This is a genomic window from Blautia sp. DFI.1.216 (genome assembly GCF_020594215.1).
GTDB lineage: Bacteria > Bacillota > Clostridia > Lachnospirales > Lachnospiraceae > Blautia_A > Blautia_A wexlerae.
In genome coordinates, this window is sequence record NZ_JAJDML010000007.1 from 97,976 (window position 1) to 115,352 (window position 17,377).

14 protein-coding genes, 1 tRNA gene and 1 other RNA gene are annotated in these 17,377 nt (G+C 42.5%); 10 read left to right on the plus strand and 6 right to left on the minus strand.

Translation table 11 applies throughout. From position 1 onward, the window contains the following. Positions 1-46 precede the first annotated feature (46 nt). Entirely contained in the window at positions 47-1,099 is a 1,053-nt protein-coding gene (locus LJE11_RS04620; protein WP_195279960.1) for a metallophosphoesterase family protein, read from the plus strand. Continuing rightward, on the plus strand, positions 1,065-2,435 hold the full coding sequence (locus LJE11_RS04625) for a hypothetical protein (protein ID WP_020993256.1): 1,371 nt from the start codon (positions 1,065-1,067) through the stop codon (positions 2,433-2,435). The genes LJE11_RS04620 and LJE11_RS04625 overlap by 35 nt, the downstream gene beginning before the upstream one ends. Before the next feature lie 162 nt (positions 2,436-2,597). Here LJE11_RS04625 and LJE11_RS04630 read toward each other — a convergent pair whose 3' ends face one another. From LJE11_RS04630 to murC, 4 genes are all read right to left on the minus strand, one after another. Next, positions 2,598-3,785 carry a ribose-phosphate pyrophosphokinase gene (locus LJE11_RS04630; RefSeq protein ID WP_195284677.1) on the minus strand — a complete coding sequence of 396 codons (1,188 nt, stop codon included), beginning with the start codon at positions 3,783-3,785 and terminating at the stop codon, positions 2,598-2,600. A 3-nt stretch (positions 3,786-3,788) separates the two neighbouring features. Next, entirely contained in the window at positions 3,789-4,772 is a 984-nt protein-coding gene (locus tag LJE11_RS04635; RefSeq protein ID WP_008706949.1) for an ATP-binding protein, read from the minus strand. Between the two features lie 68 nt (positions 4,773-4,840). Then, positions 4,841-5,923 carry a DnaD domain protein gene (locus LJE11_RS04640; RefSeq protein ID WP_055053371.1) on the minus strand — a complete coding sequence of 361 codons (1,083 nt, stop codon included), beginning with the start codon at positions 5,921-5,923 and terminating at the stop codon, positions 4,841-4,843. Positions 5,924-6,620: 697 nt separating this feature from the next. After that, positions 6,621-8,000: a UDP-N-acetylmuramate--L-alanine ligase gene (murC, locus tag LJE11_RS04645; RefSeq protein WP_120062160.1), complete on the minus strand. Its 1,380-nt coding sequence runs from the start codon at positions 7,998-8,000 to the stop codon at positions 6,621-6,623. 393 nt (positions 8,001-8,393) lie between these two features. Between murC and LJE11_RS04650 the strand changes: the two genes are divergently transcribed. The 5 genes from LJE11_RS04650 (at position 8,394) to LJE11_RS04670 (ending at position 13,524) form a co-directional block, all read left to right on the plus strand. Further along, the gene (locus LJE11_RS04650; protein WP_008706943.1) at positions 8,394-9,668 is read left to right on the plus strand and encodes a glucose-1-phosphate adenylyltransferase; all 1,275 of its coding nucleotides are present in this window, start codon (positions 8,394-8,396) and stop codon (positions 9,666-9,668) included. Continuing rightward, positions 9,668-10,786 carry a glucose-1-phosphate adenylyltransferase subunit GlgD gene (gene glgD / locus LJE11_RS04655; protein ID WP_008706942.1) on the plus strand — a complete coding sequence of 373 codons (1,119 nt, stop codon included), beginning with the start codon at positions 9,668-9,670 and terminating at the stop codon, positions 10,784-10,786. The genes LJE11_RS04650 and glgD overlap by 1 nt, the downstream gene beginning before the upstream one ends. 49 nt (positions 10,787-10,835) lie before the next feature. After that, the gene (spoVG, locus tag LJE11_RS04660) at positions 10,836-11,123 is read left to right on the plus strand and encodes a septation regulator SpoVG (protein ID WP_008706939.1); all 288 of its coding nucleotides are present in this window, start codon (positions 10,836-10,838) and stop codon (positions 11,121-11,123) included. Positions 11,124-11,316: 193 nt separating this feature from the next. After that, the gene (locus tag LJE11_RS04665; protein WP_173681156.1) at positions 11,317-12,657 is read left to right on the plus strand and encodes a PcsB-like coiled-coil domain-containing protein; all 1,341 of its coding nucleotides are present in this window, start codon (positions 11,317-11,319) and stop codon (positions 12,655-12,657) included. A 171-nt stretch (positions 12,658-12,828) separates the two neighbouring features. Next, positions 12,829-13,524, plus strand: a complete 696-nt coding sequence (locus LJE11_RS04670) for an anaerobic ribonucleoside-triphosphate reductase activating protein (protein WP_022380094.1) — start codon at positions 12,829-12,831, stop codon at positions 13,522-13,524. On the opposite strand, the gene LJE11_RS04675 is transcribed toward LJE11_RS04670, so the two are convergent. Beyond that, positions 13,495-14,538 carry a DUF6128 domain-containing protein gene (locus tag LJE11_RS04675; protein WP_173681155.1) on the minus strand — a complete coding sequence of 348 codons (1,044 nt, stop codon included), beginning with the start codon at positions 14,536-14,538 and terminating at the stop codon, positions 13,495-13,497. The genes LJE11_RS04670 and LJE11_RS04675 overlap by 30 nt on opposite strands. A 132-nt stretch (positions 14,539-14,670) precedes the next feature. Here LJE11_RS04675 and LJE11_RS04680 point away from each other — a divergent pair. From LJE11_RS04680 to LJE11_RS04690, 3 genes are all read left to right on the plus strand, one after another. Further along, a tRNA-Pro gene (locus tag LJE11_RS04680) sits at positions 14,671-14,744 on the plus strand. Between the two features lie 89 nt (positions 14,745-14,833). Further along, on the plus strand, positions 14,834-15,349 hold the full coding sequence (gene tadA / locus LJE11_RS04685; protein WP_173705205.1) for a tRNA adenosine(34) deaminase TadA: 516 nt from the start codon (positions 14,834-14,836) through the stop codon (positions 15,347-15,349). 108 nt (positions 15,350-15,457) lie between these two features. Continuing rightward, positions 15,458-16,825 carry an MATE family efflux transporter gene (locus LJE11_RS04690; RefSeq protein WP_022380097.1) on the plus strand — a complete coding sequence of 456 codons (1,368 nt, stop codon included), beginning with the start codon at positions 15,458-15,460 and terminating at the stop codon, positions 16,823-16,825. A 161-nt stretch (positions 16,826-16,986) separates the two neighbouring features. Here the strand turns inward: LJE11_RS04690 and ffs are convergent. Further along, positions 16,987-17,248: signal recognition particle sRNA large type (gene ffs, locus LJE11_RS04695), an RNA gene on the minus strand. Positions 17,249-17,377: the final 129 nt, after the last annotated feature.

Consider the following 17,377-nt stretch of genomic DNA (forward strand, 5'->3'; position numbering starts at 1 on the left):
AGAGCAATCCGCAGATATCAAAAATGTTATAGAAAGAGAGATTGGCATGAGATTTATTCATCTTGCAGATGTACACCTTGGTGCAGTTCCTGACAGGGGCTGTCCATGGAGCAGCAGGCGGGAGGAAGAAATCTGGGAAACTTTCCGCCGGGTTATTGCGGGTATCCGCGAGAATCCGGTGGATTTGTTATTTATAGCAGGAGATTTGTTCCACCGCCAGCCTCTTCTACGGGAACTGAAAGAAGTAAATAACCTGTTTTCCACCATCCCGGATACCCGGGTTTATCTGATGGCAGGAAATCATGACTATATTAAGGCTGATTCTTTTTACCGGGATTTTCAGTGGGAAAAGAATGTGACATTTTTTAAGAATGAACAGCTTACCTGTGTGAAAGATGAGAAACTGGATATTTATGTATATGGACTGAGCTATGAACATCAGGAAATAGAGAATCCTCTGTATGATTCTATACATCCTGCAGAGGGAGAGGGGGTTCACATTTTACTGGCTCATGGTGGAGATGCGAAGCATATCCCCATGAATATCAAATCAATTGCTGCGTCAGGATTTGATTATATTGCATTAGGACATATTCATAAACCCCAGATTCTGATCCGGGATAATGCAGCTTATGCAGGTGCGTTGGAGCCTGTTGACAGAAATGATCTGGGTGATCATGGATACATAGAAGGACATCTGGAAAACGGAAGGCTTAAGACAAATTTTGTTCCTTTTGCCTGCCGTTCCTATGAGCAGATTCTTCTGATGCTGCGTGAAGATTCTACACAGGCATCTCTGGAAGATATGCTGAAGGCGGATCTGGCGAATAAAGGACGCATGAATATCTACAGGATCGTGATCCAGGGAACCAGGGCACCGGAGCTTCTGCTGCTTCCCGAGAGACTGAAGTCTTTTGGCTACGTAACAGAGGTTCTGAATGAATCAAAGCCTTCCTATGATCTGGAAGCACTTCAAAAAAAATATAGTGGAACACTGATCGGTGACTATATCAGTTATTTTCTTGAAAAAGACAGAAATGCAGTGGAGGAGAAGGCATTATATTATGGTCTTCAGGCTTTACTGGAAACAAGCAGGTGACAGACAGAATATGATTATCAGACAGTTAAATATTAAAAACTCTGGAGAAATCCATGATAAAACTTTAGAGTTTTCTCCGGGAATTAACGTTCTGTATGGAGAGAATGAAAGCGAAAGAGCGATAGTACATACGTATATTAAAAATATGTTTCTCGGAGATATCAGTGAAGCAATCTACGATAATGCAGTTTTTGCTGCGAAGTTAAAGAGTCCGACAGAACAGGATCTGGCTCGGGAGCTGCAAAAATTTATGACCGGCTATCAGGGAACTGCAGACAGCTCCATGGATTTGGGACGGGCCATGCAGATGCTCAAGATGTCCAGAAAGGGTTATCTGGTACAGGCAGACAGAAAACAGAAAGAGACAGAACAGGAGAGGCAGAAACTTCTGACCAGGATGGATGATATCATAAGTGATCTGAATGATCTGAATGGAAAGCTGGATCAGATTAATGAGAAAGAGGAGTCGTTACGGATGCATCCCGGAGATGAAAATGGTGCGGTTATTCTGGATGAGAGAATGGCACAGGCAAAGGCAAAAAGAAACAGCTTTGCAATGGGAATGCTGATATCGGCCGCTGCCGGCATCTTTGGATTGATTTTGACTGCGATTATAGCGGACAGTGTTTCGGTAAGTCTGATCGTAGCGGTTATTGCAGCTGCGTTGGTAGGATTTTGTGGAAAACAGCAGCTGAAGTATGCAAGGGAATTTCAGAAGAGAATACGGATGAAGAAACGTTGGGTATCCAGGCAGGAGAAACTCAGATGCAGTAAAGAAAATCTCAGACAGGACTATGATGAGAAAGAAACAGAACTTTGTAACCTTAAGGAAGAATACCGGGAATACGAAGAAAATTCTTTTCTGCTTACATCGGAAGAGCGGGAAGTACAGGCTCTGAATATGGCGATGGAAACCATAGAGAGAATGTCAGGAAATATTCATCTTCAGGTGGGACGAAAGCTGCAGATACGTACTTCTCAGATTTTGAGTGAGATTACAGATGGTGAATATCAGGACGTACAGATGGATGCGGCATCCCACATGACAGTAACTACCGGGAACGGAGCGGAAGCACTGGAATGTCTCAGCCGCGGCACTCTGGAGCTGATTTATTTTGCCATGCGCATGGCTGCAGGAGAGCTTCTGTGTCAGGAAGAAAGTCTGCCGGTGATACTGGATGATATCTTTGGGATGTATGAGGAAGAAGATCTTGAGGCAGTTCTTGAATGGATGTATAAGGAGAAAAAGCAGGTTATCATCAGTACCTGCAGTAAACGCGAGATGGAACTTCTGGACAGAGAGGGAATCCCTTATGGGAAGCAAATTATTTCCTGAATTTTAATCAGACTGCGAAGCAGTTATTCAGTGTAGGGCCGCATAGAAGAGTGGATTGCATTATATATAACAAAAAGAGAGATTTCATGTACTGCAGGAATTTCGGATGAAACAGCCGGAACAGAACATGAAATCTCTTTTTATAAATTTTACAGAAGTTATTTATTTCTCATCATACTGAGCCATATAATTGCTTACGCAGCGGTTGATCCTGTCAACCGGGTTGAGCAGATAGCTTACGGACTGATCATGATTAAGAGTATCAATGATCAGGGCGATATATTTACTCATATCACAGGAAATGTAGTAATCTTTTGCAAGAAGCTCAGGAGACTGATAGATTAGGTTTGTAGTGAGCAGTTTGTCAAACACTCCTGCCTTATGAGCCTCATCAAATTTCTCGAGTCCGTTTGTAAACAGTCCGAAAGTAGAGCAGATATAAATTCTGCCTGCTCCTCTTTCCTTGAGGAGAGAAGAAATCTTAAGAACTGTATCACCGGAAGAAATCATATCATCGATCAGGATCATATCTTTGCCCTTAAGGTTTGGACCGAGGAATTCGTAAGCTGCGATTGGGTGACGTCCATTGATTCTCTTGGAGTAATCCAGACGTTTGTAATACATACCCATATCAACACCAAGGATATTGGCAAGATAGATTGCGCGGTTCATGCTTCCCTCATCAGGGCTGATGATCATGAAATGATCGTTGTCGATGTGAAGTCCTTTCTCATGATTGAGAAGAGCTTTGATAAACTGATAGGATGGCTGTATAGTCTCAAATCCATGCAGAGGTGTTGCATTCTGCACGCGCGCGTCATGTGCGTCAAAAGTGATGATGTTTTCCACACCCATACTTACAAGCTCCTGAAGTGCTGTTGCACAGTCCAGGGATTCTCTGCCGCTGCGGATATTCTGGCGGCTTTCGTACAGATAAGGCATGATCACGTTTACTCTGCGGGCTTTGCCGCCGATTGCACCGATCACACGTTTCAGATCCTGAAAATGGTCATCAGGAGACATAAGATTCTCGTATGGTCCGATGCTGTAGGTAAGACTGTAGTTACATACATCAACCATCAGATAGATATCGTCACCACGTACAGATTCCATGATCGTACATTTCGCCTCACCGGAACCGAAACGTGCTGTCTGGACCGGTATCAGATAGGAATCTCTCTGATAACCCTCAAATGCAAAAGAATCAAGCTCTTCGTGGCTGCGCTCTTTACGCCACTGTATCAGCCATTCATTTACTTTTTCACCCAGATCCTTACAGCTGATCAGAGGGATCAGACCAAGTCTGCCCACCGGAAGTGTAGTTAAATCTTTAGTTGTTGCCTGTGCCATGTTTTATTTTCCTCCTAAAAAAATTTTCTGTATACGGATATCCTTTCCTTCCAGCTTCACCATACGGTAGTTGCTGGCGATTCTCGAAAAGGTTCGTTCGGAATAAGTATCCGAGAAATTTTCCAGTTTCAGATTTGTTGATATGATCGTAGACTTCCTGCGCATGATGCGTTCATTTATGCACAAAAACAACTGGGAAGAGACAAAGCTGTTTGTAAGTTCAGTTCCCAGGTCGTCGATGATCAGCAGATCGCTGTCAAATACAAATTCCTGTCCTTCTGTTTTATCTCTGGAGAATTTGGAGTCTGCCAGCAGTTCAAACAGATCAAATGCGGAAAAGTACATAACGCAATGTGCTGATTCCAGAAGATCATGAGCAATACAGTGAGAAAGAAAAGTCTTACCCACACCGGTATCACCGTAAAGAAACAGATTCTCAAAGGAACTGTCAAAATTTCTCACAAAACCTCTGGCAATATCATAAGCTCTCCGGGCCGTCTCTCTTTCTGTCAGTCCGGTAGCTTCGTTCTTCATTGTATCAGAATAATAATCAAAAGAAAAGTGGTCAAAGTTTTCTTTTTTGAGAATTTCTTTTAAATTGGACTGCGTATAGAGCAGTTCTATCTCTGCTTTCTTAAAACAGGTACATTTTTGGCTTCCGACGTAACCTGTATCCTGACAGACCGGACACTTATATGGAAGTTCCAGATAATCCTCCGGATATGAGTTACATACCAGCAGGGCATTGCGCTCCTGGGACAGAAGAGAGATTGCAGCTTTAAGGTCCTCAAGACCTGATGATTCTCCGCTTAAGAGTGCTCTTGCTTTTTTGGCGCTTAAGGTGGCAACCTCTTCATCTATTTCGTGGATGCGCGGGATTTTTTTATAAATCTCCTGAGTACGCTCCTCCAGAATACGTCTGTTCTGAGACTGGGTCTTGCTGTATTCCCGCATGATCGTATCATACTGATAATTCTGTAAAGGCATGACTTCACACCCTTTCGTTTGTTTTTTTGTAGCTGTTCAGTGACTTTCAGACGATTATGTCACTGCCGTTACTGATTCAGTAATTTCTTTTCATATTCGTTAAAGTCGTACTGTCGCTGATGGAAATTGTTAAACCGGTTTGATGCAGCCGGTTTGGAAGCTGCTTTTCGCTGGGTATTCTTTTCCAGCTTCTGGCGCTGATGCTGAGCATCGAGGAGCCGGACATCTGCAAGTGTACGGACATTTTTATCTTTCCATCCGGAAAGGATTTTATCTGCATACTGGAAACTTGGCTGTCCGGTAGAGAGAACTGTACGGCTGCAGGCTTCCTGGATGATATCCATGGTAAAACCATAATCATTCAGCCAGGTGTTCATAAGAGAAATCTCTGTATCTACCGGATTTCGTCCGCTGATTCCCATTGATTTAAAAATAGTAAAGTATTCTTTGGCATAACGGGAATTTGCCTCTTTTGCCATGGTGACAGTGGTGATTCCCTCATCTGCCCAGGCAAGAGCAACGGTTTCTATGTAACGCATACTCTTATGCCCGCGGCTGACACTGTATTCGATCAGGTACTCGATCAGATCAGGCGAGAATTTCAGCTCATCATAGAAAAACAGGATCTTTTTCATCTCGGTAGGAGTGAGCGTTTTGCCGAGATACTGTTCTGCGATATAGAGGAGCTGTACGATCTCATCATTTTGCTTTAATTCTTTTACACGGTCAGGAGACAGTGCAGTGGCTGATCTGGTGGTCTGCTTCACAGGCTGTGCCGGCGCAGAAGAAGTCTGGGGTTCTGTTTTTGTGACAGGGGCTGCCGAAACAGTTGTGTCGGAAGCAGCAGATTTTACAGGTGGTACATTCAATATGATATCTGCTATATCTTCGTTATTTCTGTAGGTTAAAGTAAGGAGTTTTTCTTTCTCCCAGTATTTCAGAGCGCGGATAATGTCACGTTCTGTACAGAAGAAATGATCAGCCATCTGCTCCAGACTGAAGGGTACAGAGGTGTCAGAAAGAAGCCTCAGAAGATAGATATATACTTTCACAAATTCTCCATTGGCCCCAGGCATATAGTTGTCTATGAAATTGTTGGTTAATACAGTTACTTCCGCATTGCGGGAATTCTGTAAAGTGATCATAGCCATGAATTTCCACTCTCTTTCATAATAATAAGATGTTAGGGTCAAAAGGTATTTTGCCCCTAACCTGATATCCACGAATTGCTCCGCTGCAAAGCAGCTCCCACAATTCTCATAATAATAAGATGTCAGAGTAAAAAAAGATATTTTTCCTCTGACTTGATATCTATGAATTATAGCACAATATTTTTTAAAAGAGAATAGGGGATTTTTGTCGAAGATTTCATCCACATTTGAATGTGGATAATGTGGATAATGTGGAAAGGTGAAATGTGGTATATATTATTGGAAACCTGAAAAATGTTGAATTTCAGGGAAAAACGGAGTATTACGGGGACGAATAATGTCGAATTATGTTAAGTGATTTATGCACATATACATCCACATATGCAGGCAGATGAAAATGTGTATAACGATGTGGAAAATGTGGATAAGTGATCTGAACTGTTATAAATAAAGGAAGAACTGAGGGGGATAAAATGTTTATAACTTTTTAATGGAAATTGTCGACAGAGACACAAGTGTTCAGTATCTTCTGTTGCTATAAGTGCTATAAGTTGGGCGGTTGTAAAAAACAGGACAATTCTGAAAAATTATTTTCCGAATTGTCCTGTGTAAATTGCTGATATCTATGTCTGGCAGCGGATTGCAAATAACTGTCTGACAACTGTCTGTTATAATAGGAAGTTATCCGTGAGAAATATTATTTGCCCAGCAGATGTTCCCCGATATTTACAACATCTCCGGCTCCCATGGTGATGAGCAGATCTCCCTCCTGGCAGTTTGCGAGAAGATAATTCTCAATCTCATCAAAGGTCGGGAAATATTCGCATGGCGTTCCAAGTTCCTGGATACGCTTCTGCAGATCCTCTGAAGAAATTCCAAGAGTATCGGTTTCTCTTGCTGCATAAATATCCGCAACTACCACATGATCTGCCAGGCTGAGTGCTTTGGCAAACTCCGGAAGCAGAGCTTTGGTACGGGTATATGTATGTGGCTGGAATACACACCATAATTTCTTATGGGGATAATTGTGTGCGGCATGAAGAGTTGCTTCAATTTCTGTAGGATGATGTGCATAATCGTCTACGATCGTAACCCCTGCAACTTCTCCTTTATACTGGAAACGGCGGTCTGTTCCTGTGAAACTTCCAAGTCCCTTGATGATCACTTCTTCGGAAAGACCAAGAAGATGACCGAGGGCAATTGCTGCCAGTGCATTGGAAACATTGTGGATGCCCGGCACTTTCAGATAATAGCTGCCAACCTTAACGCCATTGCGCAGAACGGAGAAGGAAGCATGTCCATATTTGTCATAAGTGATATCTGCTGCCTGATAATCTGCATCATGTTCCAGACCATAAGTGATCACATTACATGGAAGATCCCGGATGATATCTTCATATTTCGGAGTATCTGCATTGATGATCAGTGTACCGTCAGCAGGAAGAAGCTCTGCAAAGCGGCGGAAGGAATGACGGATATCGTCAATATCCTTAAAGAAATCCAGATGGTCTGCATCCATATTCAGGATAATACTGATCTTCGGGAAAAAGCTCAGAAAGCTGTTTGTGTATTCGCAGGCTTCTGTGACAAAAGTCTCAGAATTGCCTACGCGGATGTTTCCGCCGATAGCAGGAAGAATACCTCCCACACTGATGGTCGGGTCACAGTCTCCTGCAAGAAGAATGTGAGATACCATAGATGTCGTGGTTGTTTTTCCATGAGTTCCGGAAATGGCAACAGGAGTATCATAATTCCTCATGATCTGTCCGAGAAGCTCTGCACGTGTGAGCATTGGAAGTCCTTTTTCCTTTGCACAGGCAAATTCCGGGTTGTCAGGATGGATAGCTGCGGTATATACCACAACATCTACGTCATCGGTAATGTTTGTGGCACGCTGTCCGTAATAGATGGTGGCTCCCTTTTTCTCCAGTGCCTGCGTAAGAGGACTGGATTTGGAATCGGAACCGGAAATGACAAAATCCTCGCCGAGAAGAATCTCGGCCAGTCCGCTCATGCTGATGCCACCGATACCGATAAAATGTATATGAAGTGGTTTGTGAAAATCTATCTGATACATAGTATGTTCTCCTTGATTAATTATTTACAAATCTTTATAAATCCGGTAACTGTAACATATTCGCATAGTTACTGGAACTGTTTTATCTGTCTGTTTATTATACTCCCTGTGCCTTAAAATGAAAAGGACTTCTTTTGGTTGATAAAAAATTACAAAAAACGACATTGGATATATGAAAAATGCCTAATAATATATCGGTGGAAATACAGACTCAATAAAAAACGTGTGCAAAAATCATAAAAAAACAAAAAATGAGAAACAAAAATTGTAAATAATGTTCACTAACAGATAAAAGTGTGTTATAATTAAATAATCATAACCTGTAACTGTTCAGTGCCTCGCGAAACAGCAGACTGACGAATAGTTACCATAACTACAACAAGAGGTGATTGCATGATTAAGAAAGAAATGATAGCTATGCTTCTGGCCGGCGGTCAGGGCAGCAGACTGGGTGTACTGACAGAAAAAGTAGCGAAACCTGCAGTTGCTTTTGGCGGGAAATATCGTATCATAGATTTTCCTTTAAGTAACTGTATTAATTCAGGCATCGATACAGTAGGTGTATTGACACAGTATCAGCCATTGCGACTTAATACACATATCGGAATTGGTATTCCATGGGATCTTGACAGAAACGAAGGTGGTGTAACAGTACTGCCGCCTTACGAGAAGAGTACCAGCAGTGAGTGGTACACAGGAACAGCCAATGCAATCTTCCAGAATATGGATTACATGGAACAGTATAATCCGGATTATGTCCTGATCTTATCCGGTGACCATATCTATAAGATGGATTATGAAGTAATGCTTGATTTCCATAAAGCGAATAAAGCGGATGTGACGATTGCCTGTATGCCGGTACCTATTGAGGAAGCAAGCCGTTTTGGTATCATGGTAACAGATGACATAGGACGCATTACGGAGTTTGAGGAGAAACCGGAGCATCCAAGCAGCAATCTGGCGTCCATGGGAATTTATATTTTCAGCTGGCCTGCTTTAAAGGAAGCACTGATGTCTCTGAAGGATCAGAACAGCTGTGATTTTGGCAAACATGTTCTTCCATACTGCAAGGAGAAAGGTGAAAGACTTTTCGCCTACGAATACAATGGATACTGGAAGGATGTAGGAACACTGGGTTCTTATTGGGAGGCCAATATGGAACTGATCGATATTATTCCGGAATTTAATCTCTATGAAGAATTCTGGAAGATTTACACAAAGGGAGATATTATCCCGCCTCAGTATATTTCGGCAGATGCGGTTACAGACAGATGTCTGATCGGTGAGGGTGCAGAAATTTACGGGGAAATACATAATTCTGTGATCGGACCAAATGTTGTGATCGGAAAAGGCAGCGTGATCCGTGATTCCATTATCATGCGCAATTCTACCATTGGTGAGGGCGTACAGATGGATAAGGCTATTATTGCCGAGGATGTTACTATTGGAAACAATGTTGTACTGGGATGTGGTGAGGAAGCACCGAATGTGCTGAAACCTGCAGTTTATGCATTTGGAATTGCTACGGTTGGTGAACGCAGCGTGATCCCGGATAATGTAAGGATCGGAAAGAATACAGCAATCTCAGGTATAACTGTTCCTGAGGATTATCCTGATGGTGAGCTGGCCGGCGGACAGGTAATTACAGCAAAGGACGGTGACGAATAATGAGAGCGATAGGTATTATTTTGGCTGGCGGTAATAATAACCGCATGAGAGAATTATCAAATAAGAGGGCAATCGCAGCAATGCCGATTGCCGGAAGCTACAGAAGTATCGACTTCGCACTGAGCAACATGGCGAGTTCTCATATTCAGAGAGTTGCTGTTCTGACACAGTACAATGCCCGTTCTCTGAATGAACATTTAAGCTCTTCCAAATGGTGGGATTTCGGAAGAAAACAGGGTGGTCTCTTTGTATTTACACCTACGATCACAAAAGAGAACAGTCTGTGGTATCAGGGAACAGCAGATGCTATTTATCAGAATCTGGAATTCCTTAAAAGCAGTCATGAACCATATGTAGTGATCGCATCCGGCGACTGCGTTTATAAGATGGATTACAACAAGGTTCTTGAATATCATATTGCGAAACGTGCAGATGTTACGGTAGTATGCACTACCTGCGATAATCCCAGTGAGATTGAGAGATTTGGTGTTCTCCGTATGAATGAGGACTGCAGGATTGAGGAATTTGAAGAGAAGCCAATGGTTTCTTCTTATAATACAATTTCAACAGGTATCTATGTTATCCGAAGAAGACAGCTGATCGAGCTGATCGAGAGAGCTGCGCTGGAAGGCAGACATGATTTTGTAAAGGATATTCTGATCCGCTACAAGAATCTTAAGAGAATCTATGGATATAAGATTGACACATACTGGAGCAATATCTCCACAGCAGAAGCATATTATAAGACAAATATGGATTTCCTGAAACCGGAGATCAGAAACTATTTCTTCAAACAGGAACCGACAATTAAGACAAAGATTGATGATCTGCCTCCTGCAAAATACAATCCGGGAGCACAGGTGAAGAACAGCCTGGTTGCCAGCGGATGTATTATCAATGGTACGGTGGAGAATTCCGTTCTTTTTAAAGACGTATTTGTAGGAAATAACTGCGTGATCAAGAACTCTGTGATTTTAAACAATGTATATCTGGGAGATAATACTCATATTGAGAACTGCATTGTTGAAAGCCGGGATACTATTCGTGCAAATTCGTATTACTGCGGCGACGGTGAAGTGAAGATCGTCGTGGAGAAAAATGACAGATATATACTGTAAATAAAACAGCCGGATAGATTCGGTAAATCGAAAGGAGTAAATTTGTATCATGAATATTACTGACGTGCGTGTGAGGAAGGTAGCAAAAGAAGGAAAGATGAAAGCGGTTGTTTCCATAACGATCGATGATGAATTTGTAGTACATGATATCAAGGTGATTGAAGGAGAAAAAGGGTTATTTATCGCTATGCCAAGCCGTAAGGCAACAGACGGAGAATATCGTGATATTGCACATCCGATCAATTCTGCAACACGTGACAGGATCCAGACGATCATTCTGGACAAGTTCCAGGAAGTTATGGATGCGGAACCGGAAGAAGCTGCAGCTGCGGAATAACCGGTGAATAAAGAACTGTAAACAGATAAGAAGCACAGGCACTGTCTCTGAAAAAGGGGCAGTGCCTGTTTTTTGCTGAGCATTAGTGAAGATAAAATGTTACATAATTATTACATAAATTAATAAAAAGTGTTGATTTTTTTACGAAATATGATATACTGGGTTTCAGATTAACGAGAAAGGTGATTAATTTATGAAGAAAAAAGTTTTTTCATTACTGCTGGCCGGAATGCTTACTTTTTCCATGGGAACAACTGCATATGCAACAGAAGATGCGATTGCTGATATGCAGGCTCAGAAACAGCAGGCAGAAGCCGGACTTGCCCAGACACAGGCGAATATTGACAGCCTTCAGAGCAAGAAGCAGGAGCTGGAGAACTATCTGTCTGATTTGAATACACAGTATGAAGACCTGACTAATGCAATTTCTGAACTCAGCATACAGGCCGGAGAGAAAGAGAATGAGCTGAAACAGCTTCACACAGAATTAAAGAAAGCCAAGAAGGCATTAAATAAACAATATGATGATATGAAGCTCCGCATCCAGTATATGTATGAGAATGGCGGTACATCTGCATTAGAGACTTTGCTGTCATCTAAGGATCTTTCTGAGTTCCTCAACAATGCAGAGAGTGTTGCGAAGATTTCCCAGTATGACAGGACTATGCTGGAGAAATGCGAGAACCTTCAGAACACTATCAAAGATCAGGAAACAACTGCTGAGGAAGAGAAGGCTGCTATTGATCAGCTTCTTGAAGAGAGAGCGGCCAAACAGCAGGAGGTTCAGAATCTTGCAGCAAGCACAAGTGATAACATATCTTCCTATGTAAGCCAGATCAGCGCAAGCCAGGAAGAAGCAGCAGCACTGACTGCAGAAATCAACAATGCAGATAACAGCATTGCTCAGCTTGTACAGCAGGCAGAAGAGGAAAAAGCAGCCAGAGAGGCAGCGCAGGCACAGGCCGAAGCAGAGGCGGCAGCGGCACAGGAACAGGATGCAGAAGAGAGTTCTGATGATTATGAAGAAGATACAGATTCTTATGAGGAAGACTCTTCGGACAGTCAGGATTCTTCGGAGACTGAAGAATCTGAGGATACGTCTGAAGATTCAGGGGATTCTACTGATGAAGATACATACGAAGAGAACGAAGAGGATTCTTATGAAGAAGATTCTGACAGCAGTGGATCAGAAGATACATCTGACAGTTCTGCATCAGAGGACAGCCAGGCATCCTCAGACAGTTCTTCCGGTCAGGGAAAATACCTTGGCAACTTTACACTGACTGCATATTGCAACTGTGCACAGTGCTGCGGTACAGCAGGTAACCTGACAGCCAGCGGAACAGTTCCGACAGCAGGACGTACTGTAGCTATGGCGGGAGTACCCTTTGGAACACAGCTTCTGATCAACGGAAATGTATACACAGTAGAGGATCTGGGAACACCTTATGGACATGTTGATATTTATTGTGACAGCCATTCAGAAGCATTAAGCTTCGGACTTCAGTCTGCTGAGGTTTATCAGTTGAACTGATAACAAAACAATAATGTGATTAAGAACTCTGGTAAAACAGGGTTCTTTTTTTCGGATTTTTGCCCGGATTGCTATAACATAGGTGGTCTAACTTGAGGATTCAGATGCCTGATGATAAAATGATATATCAGATTTATATACGGTAAAATATAATTAGAATGGAGATAAACAATGAGAATCTGTGGCTTTAATAAAACGACATTGCTGGACTATCCGGGAAAGGTAGCCAGTACTATATTTCTGGGTGGATGCAATTTCCGCTGTCCGTTCTGTCAGAATGGTATATTGGTTGTGGCTCCCGGAGAACAGCCGGATTACAGTCAGGAGGAACTTTTGACTTTTTTAAAAAAAAGAAAGGGGATTCTGGACGGTGTCTGCATTTCAGGAGGGGAACCTACACTGTCAGATGGTCTGGAGGAATTTCTGGGAAAAATCAAAGAGCTGGGCTATGCTGTTAAACTGGACACCAATGGCTCACGTCCGAAGATTGTAAAACATCTGGCAGAAGCCGGACTGATTGATAAAGTAGCTATGGATATCAAAGCCTGTCCGGATAACTATGGAAGTCTGACCGGAATAGAAAAGCCTGATATGGACAGTATTTTTGAGACAGCAGATTTTCTGCTGCATGGGAATCTGGACTATGAATTCAGAACAACAGTAGTACGGGAACTGCATACGCAGAAGGATTTTGAAGAAATCGCTGGGTGGCTGGCAGGAGCGAAAGAATATTATCTGCAGGCTTATAAGGACTCAGATGGAGTCCTCAGGCCTGGATATGGAAGCTATACTTTTGAAGAACTTCAGAATTTTCAGAAGATTCTTCAAAAGACGATTTTATCTGTGGGAATCCGGGGCATCGATTAAACGATACCAGTAACCGCCGCGCATTTTTGGAATCTCTATATAGCCACTTTCTTTGAAGTAAGGAAAGCCAAACATATTTGCCATAAAGCGTTCCTGCTGATTATAAACGCCGGGAACGCCGAGGATATACTGTCCGTTATTTCTTTGTCCTAAAAGCAAATATCCGAAATTATAATGCCCATACTGGAGAAAACGGTTATTGCGCAGTGCACAGTAATGCCGCGGAAAATGCTTCAGGTCATCAAGGTGTATCTTCCATGCAGAAATCAGTTCGCCATCGGAGAAGGGGGAAAATTCGGCAGAGGTTTTTCTGTTTTCTGCATTTCTTTCCGGGACAGGATTGCCGGCATTTTCAGAACTATTGGAATCTTCAACAGTATTATCTGAGATATAGGATGACTCTGTTCCTGGCTTGTTATCAGATGTTCCCTGAGCCGGAATGTTGGCAGACGGTTCAATTGATAAAGAATCGTCAGGAACTTTTGTAAGCGAGGTATCTTCGGGTTTTTCTGAAATATCTTCAAGTTCTTCGGGCATTTCCTGTAATACCATACCTGCCGGAATTTCGGGTTTTTGTGAGGTGATTTTCACAGATTCAGGAATATCTGCGGCAGGCATAGCTTTTATTTCATGGAAATTCTCCGGACGTATAGGCTGATCGTCCCATTCAGTACCAAAGAATCCGCCAGTATCTGAAGTAATGATCATTCCGCCCAACTTACCCATTGCAACGCCGGAGTCATTCATATCTGTTGCATCTGTTATGATCAGGCATTCTACAGTTTCTTTTTCTGTCTCGCAGGTATCCAGAAGAATTCCGTTGATCAGGCCATCCTTTCGTGTAAATCCATAAATATTGCATTTTACATTTTCAGGCAGCCCCGGACAATGCAGATGAATCTCAACAGAACATTGCTGATCTTTTACTTCAACTTTAATAAATCCGCAATTGCTGCCTTTCTTTCCGCTTTCATAGTCATATACATATGCGATAAAACGCCGATATCCAGCCAAAATCCTTCCTCCGTAAAACCAGATTCAATAATGTATATGACCATCAGAAGAAAATATTCGAAAAAATTAAAAAAATTTGAAAAAATCTATTGACAAACTGCGATTTTATTAATATAATAGCACTTGCATTGACGAAGCGTGGCTCAGTTTGGTAGAGCGCTGCGTTCGGGACGCAGAGGTCGTGGGTTCGAATCCCGTCGCTTCGACTACGCATAGGAAGTCTGAAACCAATTGGTTTTCAGGCTTTCTTTTTGCTATTCTGGTAGTGATGCAACAGCAGAAAGGAAAAGAAAAGTTGACAGATCAGGAACGTTTTATGAAAGAAGCTATCCGTCAGGCGAAGAAGGCAGAAGCTCTGGAAGAAGTGCCAATCGGCTGTGTGATCGTGCATGAGGGTAAGATCATCGCACGTGGATATAACAGAAGAAACACAGATAAAAATACACTCTCCCATGCAGAACTGAATGCAATCCGCAAAGCCAGTAAAAAACTTGGAGACTGGCGGCTGGAGGGATGCACTATGTATGTGACGCTGGAACCATGCCAGATGTGCTCCGGGGCACTTGTCCAGTCCAGAATAGATGAAGTAGTGATCGGCTGTATGAATGCCAAAGCGGGCTGCGCAGGTTCTGTGATGAATCTTTTGCAGGTGGATGGATTTAATCATCAGGTAAAGATTATACAGGGAGTTCTGGAAGAGGAATGTTCTTCTATGTTGTCTGAGTTTTTCAGAAAGCTTCGTGAGAAAAAGAAGCAGGAAAAGGCAGCCCTTAAAGCTGCACAGGAAAATCCGGAGGGAGAACCGGAATAATAAAAGTAAAAGACAGACAAAAACAGGAAGAATCTTAAAGGCAATAAGAGTAATAAAAATAACAGAAGTAATGTTACAGGCAGAAATAAAAAGAGGCGAATAAAAAGAATGAAAAAAGATACAACAAACGACATGACCGTCGGCAGTCCGGTGAGTCTGATAATAAAATTTATGATCCCAATGTGCCTGGGAAATCTTTTTCAGCAGTTTTATAATATTGCAGATTCCATTGTTGCCGGAAAATTTATCGGAGTAAATGCCCTTGCAGCTATCGGAAGCACCGGTTCACTGATGTTTTTTGTGACCGGCTGGCTGAATGGACTCAGCAGTGGATTTGCGATTATCGTAGCCCAGATGTTCGGAGCGAAAAAGTTTGACAGGATGCGCCATTATGTTGCCATGTCCATTTACCTTATGGCTGCATTTTCCATTGTCATGACCATAGGATTCAGTCTTGCGAACAAACCAATCCTGCATCTGATGAATTCGCCGGAAGAGGTATTTGGTGATGTAACTGCATATATGGGAATTATTTATGCAGGTCTTATTATCACAGGTGCATATAATGCGCTTGCGGCTTTCCTGCGTGCGCTGGGTGACTCCAAGTCGCCATTGTATTTCCTGATCATTTCGGCTGTGATCAATGTTATTCTGGATGTAGTTTTTATTGTAGTCTTTGGAATGGGTGTAGAAGGATGCGGATATGCCACAGTGATCGCACAGGGAATTTCGGCAGTGTGCTGCCTGATTTATATTGTAAAAAGATTTCCAATCCTTCATCTGGAACGGAAGGATTTTGAGATATGCTGGGACAGTTTCGGCAGACTTCTGAAGCTTGGAATTCCTATGGGACTGCAGTTTTCGATTACAGCAATCGGAACCATTATTGTACAGAGTGCGGTCAATATTTACGGACCTGTACATATGGCCGGATTCTCTGCTGCCGGTAAGATCCAGAATATTTTTGCCACAGTATTTACAGCCTTCGGTGCAACTATAGCAACCTATGTAGGTCAGAACAGGGGCGCAGGAAAAATGGATCGTGTGAAACAGGGAGTCCGTTACACGCAGATGATGGTCCTGGGATGGAGCGTTTTTGTTATGTTCCTGATGTTTTTCTTCGGAAAATATCTGACATATCTTTTCGTAGATCCATCGGAACAGGACGTAGTAAATGTGTCTGTTACTTATTTCCGGACAGTATTCTGGGCATATCCGTTTCTCGGAAGTATTTTCCTCTATCGAAATACTCTGCAGGGAATGGGATATGGACTTGTACCAATGCTTGGCGGGGTATTTGAACTGGTGGCGAGAACCGGAATTGTCGTATTGATTGCGGGACATACTTCTTTTGCCGGTGTCTGTATGGCTGACCCGACCGCATGGATCGCCGCACTGATCCCACTGATTCCTTATTATTTTCATGTAATGAAGAAATATAAGAACAAAAGTCAGGTACAGGCAGTAGAGGATTAATTATTCTTTATCTGATGGAAATTGTATAAGGCTCTTTCCTGCTTCTGTTAATATATCGACTTTTGTAAACCACAAAAATAAGAAAAGCATTCAGAAAATTATCAACAGATAAAATTCTGAATGCTTTTTTATATGATGAGCTGCATCATGAATATTCTTTTTTGCGCGCCGCACTTCGGAATGGTCCCACAGACGTTACCTCTACAGTTAACTCAGCCCAGGCACCCTTACGGCACACAAGAGCTTCTGCTTAGTGCTGCTACATTCCTGTCCTGACACGGTTCACAGATTCCTGTTGCGTAAGACCCAAACGTCAACGCCACTTATAGAGGGCAGCTCCACAGGAGACAAGCCTCGGATTGGCATCACCCCTGCTGTAGCGGATTGCAGGTACAGGGCACCGCTATCTCCCCGGCTGCGCATTTCTGATTATATAGGCAGGAGGCTGTTTTGTCAATAGTGAATCATTATAGTAAAACTTGTTACTGGGAACGGAGGTTACTGTTCACACACCACTATTCCGCGAGGTGTTTTGGCATGAATATGCCAAAA